The organism is Streptomyces sp. NPDC058985, from assembly GCF_042740985.1.
Lineage (GTDB): Bacteria > Actinomycetota > Actinomycetes > Streptomycetales > Streptomycetaceae > Streptomyces.
Map to the genome: position 1 here is coordinate 1 of NZ_JBHYJX010000086.1, position 11,351 is coordinate 11,351.

Annotated in this window: 11 protein-coding genes; 6 read left to right on the plus strand and 5 right to left on the minus strand. The window is 72.9% G+C overall.

Annotated elements, in window-relative coordinates; genetic code table 11:
• Positions 1-61 precede the first annotated feature (61 nt).
• Positions 62-556 (minus strand): hypothetical protein, encoded by a 495-nt coding sequence (locus tag ACFW01_RS37910; protein ID WP_234955571.1) that lies wholly within the window; start codon positions 554-556, stop codon positions 62-64.
• Between the two features lie 331 nt (positions 557-887).
• Between ACFW01_RS37910 and ACFW01_RS37915 the strand changes: the two genes are divergently transcribed.
• A complete protein-coding gene (locus ACFW01_RS37915; protein WP_234955569.1) occupies positions 888-1,553 on the plus strand; it encodes a class F sortase in 666 nt (221 codons plus the stop codon).
• Positions 1,554-1,582: 29 nt separating this feature from the next.
• On the opposite strand, the gene ACFW01_RS37920 is transcribed toward ACFW01_RS37915, so the two are convergent.
• Positions 1,583-2,416, minus strand: a complete 834-nt coding sequence (locus ACFW01_RS37920) for a polysaccharide deacetylase family protein (RefSeq protein ID WP_234955568.1) — start codon at positions 2,414-2,416, stop codon at positions 1,583-1,585.
• 110 nt (positions 2,417-2,526) lie between these two features.
• Between ACFW01_RS37920 and ACFW01_RS37925 the strand changes: the two genes are divergently transcribed.
• Positions 2,527-2,988, plus strand: coding sequence for a universal stress protein (locus ACFW01_RS37925; RefSeq protein ID WP_384511336.1), 462 nt, complete (start codon positions 2,527-2,529; stop codon positions 2,986-2,988).
• A 79-nt stretch (positions 2,989-3,067) separates the two neighbouring features.
• On the opposite strand, the gene ACFW01_RS37930 is transcribed toward ACFW01_RS37925, so the two are convergent.
• Complete coding sequence (locus ACFW01_RS37930) at positions 3,068-4,222, minus strand: CapA family protein (protein WP_234955564.1); 1,155 nt, start codon at positions 4,220-4,222, stop codon at positions 3,068-3,070.
• Between the two features lie 253 nt (positions 4,223-4,475).
• Between ACFW01_RS37930 and ACFW01_RS37935 the strand changes: the two genes are divergently transcribed.
• The 3 genes from ACFW01_RS37935 (at position 4,476) to ACFW01_RS37945 (ending at position 6,508) form a co-directional block, all read left to right on the plus strand.
• Positions 4,476-5,030 (plus strand): sigma-70 family RNA polymerase sigma factor, encoded by a 555-nt coding sequence (locus ACFW01_RS37935; RefSeq protein ID WP_161331174.1) that lies wholly within the window; start codon positions 4,476-4,478, stop codon positions 5,028-5,030.
• Between the two features lie 141 nt (positions 5,031-5,171).
• On the plus strand, positions 5,172-5,687 hold the full coding sequence (locus tag ACFW01_RS37940; protein WP_234955562.1) for a hypothetical protein: 516 nt from the start codon (positions 5,172-5,174) through the stop codon (positions 5,685-5,687).
• A 170-nt stretch (positions 5,688-5,857) separates the two neighbouring features.
• Complete coding sequence (locus tag ACFW01_RS37945; RefSeq protein WP_234955560.1) at positions 5,858-6,508, plus strand: zf-HC2 domain-containing protein; 651 nt, start codon at positions 5,858-5,860, stop codon at positions 6,506-6,508.
• A 3-nt stretch (positions 6,509-6,511) separates the two neighbouring features.
• Here the strand turns inward: ACFW01_RS37945 and ACFW01_RS37950 are convergent, their stop codons facing one another.
• Both ACFW01_RS37950 and ACFW01_RS37955 read right to left on the minus strand, forming a co-directional pair.
• A complete protein-coding gene (locus ACFW01_RS37950) occupies positions 6,512-7,375 on the minus strand; it encodes a DNA-formamidopyrimidine glycosylase family protein (protein WP_234955558.1) in 864 nt (287 codons plus the stop codon).
• A 40-nt stretch (positions 7,376-7,415) separates the two neighbouring features.
• On the minus strand, positions 7,416-9,518 hold the full coding sequence (locus ACFW01_RS37955; protein WP_234955556.1) for a SpoIIE family protein phosphatase: 2,103 nt from the start codon (positions 9,516-9,518) through the stop codon (positions 7,416-7,418).
• Positions 9,519-9,637: 119 nt separating this feature from the next.
• On the opposite strand from ACFW01_RS37955, the gene ACFW01_RS37960 reads away from it, so the two are divergent.
• Positions 9,638-11,059: a lipase maturation factor family protein gene (locus ACFW01_RS37960; protein WP_384511343.1), complete on the plus strand. Its 1,422-nt coding sequence runs from the start codon at positions 9,638-9,640 to the stop codon at positions 11,057-11,059.
• The last annotated feature ends 292 nt before the right edge of the window (positions 11,060-11,351 follow it).

Here is an 11,351-nt window from a genome sequence, read left to right on the forward strand (position 1 = left end):
GATCCCGTGAGGATCCGGGGCGAAGCACCGTGCGCGCGGGGACGGGGCGGACGGCGGGGCGTCAGATGCGCCGCTCCGAGCGACGGCGCAGCCAGAACAGGCCACCGCCGGCGACAGCCGCCGCGACGAGCCCGCCGCCGATCGCGATGTCCGTCGACGTCGCCCCGTCGGAGCTGCTGCCGCCGACGCCGCCGCGGACACCGCCGATGACCGTGAAGGCGGCCGGGCGGGTGAGCCGCCTGCCCGAGCAGTTGACGGTGATGTCGTACGCGCCCGGGCGGGCGTCCTGCTTGATGGTGGCGGTGCCCCGGGACGTCTCGTTGGCTCCCCTGACCGGGGTCAGGTGGGTGGTCCGGAAGGCGTCCGAGGTCATCGTGCCGCCCTGCGGGCAGCCGTCGACCGTGACGGTCATCTGACCGCCGCGGGCGATGACGCTGGGCAGGGCGACGATGTTCCTGGGCTGGTTGTGGTCGCCGCCGGCGGTGGCCGTGGGGGCGGCCAGCCCGAGGACAGCGACCGCGGCGCCGGCTGCCGCGAGGGCACGAGTGTTACGCATCTGATCCTCCGCGGAAGACGCCCCGGGTCCCGTTCCCGGTCGATCGGCGAGAAAGCGCCTCCCAGAAAGACCCTCAGTTGCCGTGCGCGGGGCCGCATTTCGGGAATGGTCCGTCCTGGTGAGGGGCGTACCGGGCCACAGCCGCACCAGTGGATATCGCCGCAGGTCACACACCGTCAGAAATTTCCGGCCGGCCGCGTCCCGGATGGCTCACGCGAGGAGCCGCCCGCCACCCGTTCGCCGCCGCCCCGTCGCCGGTCCCCCGCGTGGCGCTTAGCGTGCTGCCATGCGCGGATGATCCGGCGACGGCCGGGTCGAGAGGGGATGGCGAATGTACGACTCCGAGTTGGCCGAAGAGGAGGAGCGGCACAGGAGGCGCGCTCCCTGGGGCGTGATAGCGCTTGTTCTGCTGACCGGCCTCGCGCTCATCCGGAACGGCTCGGGGGAGTTCGACGTGGGCCCGCCGCAGCCGGCCTCCGCCGCCGCCTCGGACACCCGCGTGGCGGCCGGTGACGGCGCGGCCAAGGGGGTGGCGCCGCTGCCGTACTCGGTGCCCGACCGGGTCGCGATCCCCGGCATCCAGGTCGACGCGCCGATCATGCCGGTCGGTCTGGACGCGGACGGCTGGGTGGACGCGCCGCCGCCCGAGGACCCGAACCTGGCCGGCTGGTTCACCGGCGCCGTCGCTCCCGGGGAGAAGGGCACCGCGGTCGTCGTCGGTCACGTCGACAACCAGCAGGGCCCCGCCGTCTTCTACGGGCTCGGGGCGCTGAAGAAGGGGAACAGGGTCGAGGTGCACCGCCAGGACGGGAAGACGGCGGTGTTCGAGATCTACGGCATCGAGGTGTTCGAGAAGAACAACTTCCCCGGCGACCGGGTCTACGCCTCCAAGGGCAGCCCCGAGCTGCGGGTCATCACCTGCGGCGGCGGTTTCTCCAAGCAGAACGGCTACGACGGGAACGTCGTCGCCTTCGCCCGCCTGGTCGAGGCCCGCTGAGCGGCCCCGGCCCGGCGGGCCCGGCGAGGTCAGACGTGGCTCCGCCGGGGGACGGTGAGGTGGTAGCCGGAGTCCAGCAGCTCGGGCAGGTAGCGCCGCAGGGCGCGGACGCTCTGTGAGCGGTCGCCCCCGGCGTCGTGGGAGAGCACCACGACGCCGGGGGCGGCGCCGTCCTCGACCCGGTCGACGATGGTGCGGGTGCCCGGGGTGGTCCAGTCGAGGGTGTCCACCGTCCAGGCCAGCGGTTCCATGCCCAGCTCGGCGCCGAGCCGGAAGGCCTTGCGGTTCCACGCCCCGTACGGCGCCCGGAACCAGCGGGGCGGCTCGCCGTAGGCCTTGTCGATCACCTCGCTGGTGCGCTCCATCTCGGAGCGGATGCGGCGCCGGGAGAGGGTGGTCAGCAGCGGGTGGGACCAGGTGTGGTTCCCGACCACGTGTCCCTCGTCGGCCATGCGGGAGAGCAGGTCCCGGTTGAAGTCGGCCATCTCGCCGCACACGAAGAACGTCGCGCGCACGTCGTACTTGGCCAGGGTGTCCAGGATGTCCGGCGTGTACTCGGGGTGGGGTCCGTCGTCGAAGGTGAGCAGCATGGTGCGTCCCCGGCCCGGCATGCGCAGGATCGGCTCGCTGCGGACCGGTGGCCGCCCGGGTGCGGCGCCGGGCGCGCCGTAGCCGGTCAGGGGCTGGAGGCGGTAGGCGGAGGGTTTGAGGGGGCCGCGCCGCGGCGGCCCGGGAGCGGGCGCGGCCGGCGGGGCGGGGCCGTCTCCGAGGCCCGCGGCGAGCGCGCCGGCGGTACCGGCCGCCGCGGCTGCCGCGGCGCCGGCGAGCAGCCTCCGGCGCGAGAGCAACTGATCCTTCTTCATGACTCATCCCTCGCCCGGTCACGGACCGGCGCACCCGCGCAACACCGGTGCGGCGGCACGGAACCACCCGCCCGGCCCAAGATCATCGATGACTCCGATAGCCTCACCGCGTGACGGAACAGCACTCCCACCGGTTCGAACGGGGCACGGACGGGCCGAAGGTCATCGTCGTCGGTGTCGACGGCTCCGACTCCTCGCTCAGGGCCGCGGCCTACGCCGGCGGTCTGGCCCGGCGCCAGGGCGCGCTGCTCGCGGTGGTGTACGTGCAGCCGATGCTGGCCGGGGTCGCGGCGCTCGGGGCGCCGGTGGCGGAGACCACGGACGAGATCGCCGAGGACCTGGTGGCCCAGATCCGGGAGGCGACCGAGCGGGTGAAGGGGATATTCGACATCCGCTGGGAGTTCCACACGTTCCGCAGCGACCCCTACAACGGCCTGGTGGCGACGGCCGACCAGCTGAAGGCGGACGCGGTGGTGGTGGGCGCCTCCGAACAGGCGGGCCACCGGTTCGTCGGCTCGGTCGCGGTGCGGCTGGTGAAGGCGGGGCGCTGGCCGGTGACCGTGGTGCCGTAACGGCTCACGGACGCGGTGTGCGTCGCGGGGAAGCCGGAGCCGGCGCGCCGTCAGAGGGTACGTGGGGAGCCGGTACCCGCTATTTCCCCATCACCAGCCCGTCCTCGGCCGCGCCCCGGGCGAGGACGACGTCGCGGATCCGGTCCCGCACCCCTCGTACCTCGGCGCCCTTCTCCAGCGCCTCGTTGAGGTTGACCACCCGGCCGGCGTCGACGTCGAACAGCTGCGGGACGAACTCCGCCTTCGTCACCCGCCAGCGTTCGCCGGACCGGGCGGGCGGGGCGAAGGTGAAGCGGCCGATGGTCGACTGGTTGCCGCGCGGGTCGCGGGCGCCCGAGTCGTTGATCATCTCGCCGGCGATCTGGTCGCCCATGCCGTAGATCACCCAGGTGCCGTTGACCTTCTCGTACGCCTGCGGGACGTGGGCGTGGGTGCCGAGGATCAGGTCGATGTCGGGGCGGTCGCCGGTGCGTGCCGCGGTGAGGCTCTCGGCCAGGGCCAGCTGGTCGCCGTCGGGCTCGTCCTGCCACTCGGTGCCCCAGTGCATGGACACGACGACGACATCCGCGCCCGCCTCCCGGGCGGTCCGCGCGTCGGCGACGATCCGTTCCTCGTCGATCATGCCGACCGCCCAGGGCTGCCCGTCGGGCAGGGGGTGGCCGTTGGTGTGGAGGGTGTAGGCGAGGTGGGCGACCTCGGCGCGGCCCGCGCGCAGGACCGTCGTGGTGCGCGACTCCGCCTCGGTGCGCGCCGTCCCGGCGTGCCGCACCCCGGCCCGGTCGAGGGCGTCCAGGGTCCTGCGGATGCCGTCGGCGCCGTCGTCGACGCTGTGGTTGGAGGCGGTGGAGCAGCCGTCGTAGCCGGTGGCGGCCAGCGCCTTGGCCACCTCGGGCGGGGACTTGAAGAGGGGGTAGCCGCTGTAGTCGCCGTGCGCGCCGTACACGGTCTCCATGTGGCACAGGGCGAGGTCGGCCCGCGAGACGACGGGCCGGGCGCCGGCCAGCATGGGGCCGAAGTCGTGGCCGGTTCCGCCGGCGTCGAAGCGGGCCCGCTCGATGATCGTGTCGTGCGGCAGGACGTCGCCGGAGGCGACCAGCGTGAAGACGCCGGTGTCCGCGGCGGACGGGGCCGGCGCCGGTCGCTTCGGCGGTTCGTGGTCGCGGGCCTGGCAGGCCGCGCCCGCGGTGAGGAGGGCGGTCAGGGCCAGGGCCACCTGACGACTGCGTGTGATCATCCGTTCACTCCGCTGGGGTCGCACACACCGAGAGATAGTCACATTTACCTACAAACAGGTAATGAGGTTCGTGGCGTCACAGGCGGCTACGACACGCCCATTAGCCCGTCCGGCGTGCGCGAACGGGGTGCGCGACCGGTCCCGCCGGGTGGGCCGACCGTTCGTCGTACCGTTCATCGACGCGATCGACCGTCCGTCGCACACCCGTGCGCGCGCCCTGTCCCCGGGCGGCGCCCTGCGGTGCCATACGGCCATGACGGCCGGAATCACCCTGACGGACAGGACGCACGGGACGACCGCCGAGCACGAGCTCGCCGCACTGCAGCGCGAGCACGGCCGGCCGCTCTTCGCGCTGCTGCTGCGGCTCAGCGACGGCGACCGGCAGCGCGCCGAGGACCTGGTGCAGGAGACCCTGGTCCGCGCCTGGCAGCACCCCGAGGCACTGCGCGCCGAGAACTTCGACTCCGTACGGCCCTGGCTGCTCACCGTGGCCCGGCGGCTCGCGATCGACGCGCGCCGGGCCCGGCAGGCCCGCCCGGCCGAGGTCGGCGACGCCGTACTGGAGAACGCGCGGGTCTGCGCCGATCACGCCGAACGGGCCGCCGCGGCCCTCGATGTGCGCGAGGCTGTGAAGACACTCACTCCGGAGCACCGTGAAGTCCTGGTGCTGGTGTACTTCCAGGGGGCCAGTGTGGCGGAAGCCGCCGCGGCCCTCGGCATCCCACCCGGTACCGTGAAGTCCCGCGCGTACTACGCGTTGCGCGCCCTGCGCAGGGTGCTACCGGGTTACGCCGCCGACCTGCGGTGAAACCGGCCCAATGGTCAAACCTCCGTAAAGCGCCTTGCCTGGGACCCCGGTTGAGTAATCGGCTGTCCTCATCCGTGTTCCGGACGGGGGCCCATGACCCGGGTCGGGCGACGCGCACGCACCGGAGGAAGGCAGGAAGGGATGCTGCACAGAGGTCAAGAGAGCACGGACGGCACCGGTGGGGGCGAACTGACCGTCCCCATGGCGTGGTTGTACGCCGAGTACATCGCCGACGAGCTGCTGCGGACCGGCGACCTGATGCCGCCCACGTCCTTCGAGTTCCGCGCCGGGCGTGACGCGCTGGCGCTGACGGTCTTCCTGTCCGACACGGAGAACGAGCTGAGCGGCATCCGGGTCGTCACCCACCTGGAGACGTGGCTGTCGCTGACGGCCTACGACCAGCCGTGGCACGAGTGGGTGCGGGTGCGGCTGGCCGAGGTCACGGCCGACACGGTCGCCGCCGGCCGGTACTCGCCCGACCTGGAGCTGGCCCGGGCGGCCTGGCGGTGGCTCCAGGAGACCGAACTGCTCGCCCCGGACCTCAACGCGGTGCCCGGCGGCGCGGGGGTGACCGGCGAGGACGAGGGGCCGAAGGTGTGGACACCGGCCTGGCAGCTGGGCCTGCCGCTCGGGCATCTCGCCATCCACTTGTTCTAGCCGTCCGGACCGGCCCGTGAACTTTTCGGGAGGCGGACCAATCCGCGCCCGCGGCCACTCCGAACACCTTGGTCGCGATTCTGTCGTGGCTTGAGTGATTCGGCCGTCCGGTGCGTACGGGTGGGAGCAAGGAGTAACCCCACCCGCACCCAACGGCACGAGGATTCGGCATGAGGTCCCTGGAAAGGCATCGTGACGTCGGCGCCTACGCGCTCGGCGTGCTGGACGAGGCGGAAGCGTTCCGCTTCGAGGACCACCTCATGGAGTGCCCCAAGTGCGCGGCCCAGGTGACCGAATTCGGTCCCGCCACCCGCCAGTTGATGCTCTACCGGCGTGCGACACCGCGCCTCGTCCACCCTCTGACCAGGCCCGGACCGCGGATCCTGGACCGCCTGCTGTCCGAGGTGGCCACGCGTCACCGGGCCGGCCGCAGGCGGGTGCTGTACGCCCTGGCCGCCGCGGTCGTGTGCGCCGTGGCCGCACCAGGCGCCGTGCTCTACGCGAGCCAGGGCGAGCGGGCGGTGCCGCTCAGCGCGACCGACGAGCGGTCCGGGGTGTGGGCGCGGATCACCGCCGAGGACGAGGCCTGGGGCACCGACGTGATGCTGGAGGTCAAGGACGGGGCGGGACCCCGGCCCTGCCGGCTGGTCGCCGTCGGCCGCGACGGCACGGAGCAGACGATCACCAGCTGGAACGTGCCCGGCCACGACGACAAACCGAACACCATGCGCGGCGGGGCCGCCCTGCACCCCGACCAGATAGCCCGCTACGAGGTGCGGACCGCGCACGGCGAGCACCTGGTGACGCTGCCCGCCGGCTGACCGTCACTTCAGCAGCCGGGACATCCGCCGGTCCGCGAGCGGCTTGCCGCCGGTCTGGCAGGTCGGGCAGTACTGGAGCGAGGAGTCGCTGAAGGAGACCTCGCGGATGGTGTCACCGCACACCGGGCAGGGCTCTCCGGTACGGCCGTGCACCCGCAGTCCGCTCTTCTTCTCGGCCTTCAGCCGTCCCGCCGCGATGCCCCGGGAGCGGTCCACCGCCTCGGTGAGCGTGGCGCGCAGGGCCGCGTACAGCCGCGCGGTCTCCTCGTCGGTGAGCGAGGCGGCCAGCTTGAACGGGGACATCTTCGCCGCGTGCAGGATCTCGTCGCTGTACGCGTTGCCCACGCCCGCGATCAGGCTCTGGTCGCGCAGGGCGCCCTTGAGCTGCCGCCGCTCGTCCCGGAGCAGCCCGGCCAGGCGGGCCTCGTCGAAGTCGTCGGCGAGCGGGTCGGGGCCGAGCCGGGCCACGCCCGGCACCTCCTGCGGGTCGGCCACGACGTACACCGCGAGCCGCTTCTGCGTGCCCGCCTCCGTCAGGTCGAACCCGGCCCCGGTCTCCAGGGCGACACGCAGCGCGAGGGGCCCCTTGCCCGGCCGGGGCATACCGCTGGGCAGGCTGTCCCTCCACTGCAGCCAGCCGGCCCGGGCGAGGTGGGTCACGAGGTGCGGGCCGCCGTCGGTCGCCACGTCGAGGAACTTGCCGTAGCGGCGCACCGCGGCCACCTGGTGGCCCTCCAGGGCGGTGAGCGGAGGGTCGTACGTCTTCAGGACGCTGATCGCCACGGGCAGGACCCGGACGATCTCGCGCCCGGCGAGATGCTCGGTGAGGAAATCCCGGAGCGCCTCGACCTCGGGCAGTTCTGGCATACGTCAAGAGTGCCACCGGGGACCGTCAACGCCCGCGGATTCAGCCCGCCGCGTGCGTCGTCCGGCGGGAGACCATGAACTCGGCCCACACGCACTTGCCGCCGCCGCGCGCCTCCACGCCCCAGACGTCGGCGATCGCCTCGACCAGGAGGAGTCCCCGTCCGGAGACGCCCTCGTCCCCGGCGTCCCGACGGCGCGGCAGGGCGCTGGAGGAGTCCTCGACCTCGACCCGCAGCCGCCGGTCGGTGCCGGTGAGCAGCCGCAGGGTGACGATCGCGGAGCCCTCGGTGTGCAGGAGGGCGTTGGTCATCAGCTCGTCGGCGACCAGTTCGATCTCGTCGCTCTGCCCCTTGGCCCCCCAGGACCGGACCGCCGCGCGGACCATGTGCCGGGCCTCGGTGAGGCCCTCGGGATCGCCCGGCGACACGTGCTGCTGGACCCGGCCGAAGGTCCGGGGCGCGCCCGGCCCGTGGCGGCGCAGCAGGAGCAGCGCCACGTCGTCGTCGCCGCGCCGCTCGTCGGCCACGTCGATGAGCCGGTCGGCCAGGTCCCGTACGTCCGGCGGGCCCGCGGTGATCAGCCCGGCGAGGACGTGCATCCCCTCGTCGAGGTCGGCGCCGGGCTGCTCGACCAGCCCGTCGGTGCACAGCAGCAGGGTGTTGCCCGGGTCCAGCTCCAGGGTGGCGACGGGGTAGGCGAGGCGCCCGAACTCGGCGGACAGGCCGAGCGGCAGCCCGCCCTCGACGCGGACGTGCCGGCAGGTCCCGTCGCCGTACCGCAGCAGGGGGTCGAGGTGCCCGGCGCGGACCACCTGGACCACGCCGGTGCCGAGGTCGGTCTCGGCGTAGAGGCAGGTCGCGAAGCGGTCGGTGTCGAGTTCGTGGAGGAAGACGGAGGCCCGTGCCATCACCGTGGCCGGCGGGTGGCCCTCGGCGGCGTAGGCGCGCAGCACGATGCGCAGCTGGCCCATGACGGCGGCGGCGTGCGTGTCGTGGCCCTGGACGTCGCCGATGACGGCGCCGACCCGCCCGCCGGGCAGCGGGATCAGGTCGTACCAGTCGCCGCCGATGTCCCGTCCGAGGGCGCCCCCGATGGAGGCGGCACGGTAGCGGACGGCGACGTCGCAGCCGGGGACGCTGGGGATGGTGCGCGGCAGCATGGCCTGCTGGAGGCCCTCGGCGAGGTCCATCTCCTGCTCGTAGAGCATGGCCCGCTGGAGGCTCTGCGCGATGCCGCTGCCGAGCGCGACCAGCACGTTGCGGTCCTCCGCGGAGAAGCCGTGCCGGTCGCTGTAGAGCAGCCCGACGGCTCCGATCGGCCGGCCCTGGGCGATCAGCGGCAGATAGGCGGCCGCCGTGATGTCGAGGTGGGTGATGTCCTTCCACAGCAGGGGGTAGCGCTCCGCGAAGTCCTCCGGCGACTCGATGAAGCGGGGGCTGAGGGTCCGTACGGCCTCGCTCATCGGGTAGGGCTCGTCGATCCGGGTGACCCGGGTGCCGGGGACGAAGGTGTTGTCGGGCCCGTCGGCGACCAGCCGGATGCGGCCCGCCTCGACCAGGCCCATCACCAGGCTGGTGGCGCCGAGCCGGGTGAGGCCGTGGGTGTCCCGCAGGACCTCGATGACCTCGTCCACCGTGCGGGCGTGCGCGAGCGCGGCCGTGGCGAGCTGGACGACGTTGGTGAGCCGGCGACGGGCCTCGTCCTGCGCGGCCTGCTCGCGGCGGGCCTCGATGTCGCCGACCTCCTGGGTGGCGTCCCGGACGATGCCGATGATCCGGCGGGGCCGGCCGGTCTGATCGCGGCGGATGTAGCCCTGGGTGCGGGTCCAGCGCAGGGTGCCGTCGCGGCGGCGCAGGCGGAAGTACGTGCCGTAGTTCTCGCTGCCGTCCTTGATGGCCTGGGCGACGACGGCGTCCAGGCGGCCGCCCTCCGCCGCGGGAACGCGTACGGCCAGGGTCTCGGGGCGCCCGTCGAATTCGTCCGGGCGCACATCGAACACCTCGTGGGCCTGGGCGTCCATGTGGAGCAGCCCCGTGTCCAGGTCCCAGTCGAAGCTGCCCATGCGGTTGAGCGCCAGGATCGGGTCCGGGTGGGCGGGCCAGTCGTCCGGGACTGACAGGGCGCTCGCTCCCCGATCGGCCATGGACCCCACCTTGCCAGGATTCGCCCGATTCTTCGACTCCTGGTCCGTCCACCGCCCGGGGCCGCGGCAGGCCCCGGCCGAGCGGGGTACACGGAGCGTGGACGAGAGGAGCCCGCCCCGTGGAGTGGTTCACCGCACCCGACTACTGGCTGAGCCGGCTGGTCTTCCAGCGGGCCCTGGCCGTGGTGTACCTGGTCGCGTTCCTGACGGCGGCGCTCCAGTTCCGGGCCCTGATCGGCGAGCGCGGGCTGCTGCCCGTGTCCCGGTTCGTCGAACGGGTGCCGTTCCGGCGGGCGCCGAGCCTGTTCCAGCTGCGCTGCTCGGACCGGTTCTTCGCGGGCTGCGCCTGGGCGGGGTGCGCGGTGTCGGCGGCCCTGGTGGCGGGGCTGGACTCGCTGCTGCCGCTGTGGGGCGCGATGCTGCTGTGGCTGGTGCCGTGGGTCCTGTACCTGTCGATCGTCAACGTCGGGCAGACCTGGTACTCGTTCGGCTGGGAGTCGCTGCTCCTCGAGACCGGTTTCGTCGCCGTGTTCCTCGGCAACGACGAGGTGGCGCCGCCGGTCGTAGTGCTGTTCCTGCTGCGCTGGCTGCTGTTCCGGGTCGAGTTCGGGGCGGGGCTGATCAAGATGCGCGGCGACGAGTGCTGGCGCAAGCTGACCTGTCTGGACCACCACCACGAGACCCAGCCGATGCCGGGCCCGCTGAGCTGGTTCTTCCACCACCTCCCCCGGCCCGTGCACCGCGTCGAGGTGGCCGCGAACCACGTCACGCAGCTCCTGGTGCCCTTCCTGCTGTTCACCCCGCAGCCCGTCGCGACGGCCGCCGCCGCGCTGATGATCGCGACCCAGCTGTGGCTGGTGCTGTCGGGCAACTTCTCCTGGCTGAACTGGATCACCATCGTGCTGGCCCTGTCGGTGGTGCGGTACCCCGGCGACACACCGTCCGTGGCGGCCGCGCCGCTCTGGTACGAGATCGTGGTCCTGGCGGTGGCGGCGCTGCTGGTGTTCCTCAGCCACCGCCCGGTACGCAACATGATCTCCCGCCGGCAGGTGATGAACCGCTCCTTCGACTCGCTGCACCTGGTCAACACCTACGGCGCCTTCGGAACCGTCAGCCGGATCCGCTACGAGGTGGTGGTCGAGGGCACGGCCGACGAGGTGGCCCGGGAGGACTCGGAGTGGCGGGAGTACGAGTTCAAGGGCAAACCCGGTGATCCACGCCGCTGGCCGCGTCAGTTCGCGCCCTACCACCTGCGCCTCGACTGGCTGATGTGGTTCGCCGCGCTGTCGCCCTCGTACGCCGGGTCGTGGTTCGGCACCTTCGTGGAGCGGCTGCTGGAGAACGACTCGGCCACCCTGAGGCTGCTGCGCCGCTCCCCGTTCCCGCCGGACGCGCCACCCCGCTTCGTGCGCGCCCGCCTCTTCCGCTACCGGTACACGACCTGGCGCGAGCTGCGGGAGACGGGCGCGTGCTGGGAACGGACCTATGTGCGCGAGTACCTGCCGCCGACCCGGCTGGTGCGGGCGCCGGAGGGGTCCTAGGTCGTGTCCGCAAAGTCCCGCCTGCCCCGCGACGCCCGGCACGCACTCTCGCCGCACCGAGCGAAGCCCCGAGTACGCCCAGTACGAGGGGCTGCGCCCGGCACTCCCCCAGCCTCCGGCCGGGGGGACCCCCAGAGCACGCACCGGACGCCGCGGGGCCCGCCCTCCGGGCGGACGACGGGACTTTGCGGACACGACCTAGTCTTCCGAGTCAGGAATTCCGTTCAGATGTGTAGGGTTGCTTGGTGGCACGTACTGGGCGGCCGAAGGCCGAGTTGATCCTGTCGGATGA

Coding starts and splice junctions, on each gene's coding strand:
- ACFW01_RS37950 (WP_234955558.1), bottom strand. CDS start 7,375: ATGCCAGAACTGCCCGAGGTCGAGGCGCTCCGGGATTTCCTCACCGAG.
- ACFW01_RS37910 (WP_234955571.1), bottom strand. CDS start 556: ATGCGTAACACTCGTGCCCTCGCGGCAGCCGGCGCCGCGGTCGCTGTC.
- ACFW01_RS37915 (WP_234955569.1), top strand. CDS start 888: ATGTACGACTCCGAGTTGGCCGAAGAGGAGGAGCGGCACAGGAGGCGC.
- ACFW01_RS37930 (WP_234955564.1), bottom strand. CDS start 4,222: ATGATCACACGCAGTCGTCAGGTGGCCCTGGCCCTGACCGCCCTCCTC.
- ACFW01_RS37935 (WP_161331174.1), top strand. CDS start 4,476: ATGACGGCCGGAATCACCCTGACGGACAGGACGCACGGGACGACCGCC.
- ACFW01_RS37920 (WP_234955568.1), bottom strand. CDS start 2,416: ATGAAGAAGGATCAGTTGCTCTCGCGCCGGAGGCTGCTCGCCGGCGCC.
- ACFW01_RS37940 (WP_234955562.1), top strand. CDS start 5,172: ATGCTGCACAGAGGTCAAGAGAGCACGGACGGCACCGGTGGGGGCGAA.
- ACFW01_RS37955 (WP_234955556.1), bottom strand. CDS start 9,518: ATGGCCGATCGGGGAGCGAGCGCCCTGTCAGTCCCGGACGACTGGCCC.
- ACFW01_RS37945 (WP_234955560.1), top strand. CDS start 5,858: ATGAGGTCCCTGGAAAGGCATCGTGACGTCGGCGCCTACGCGCTCGGC.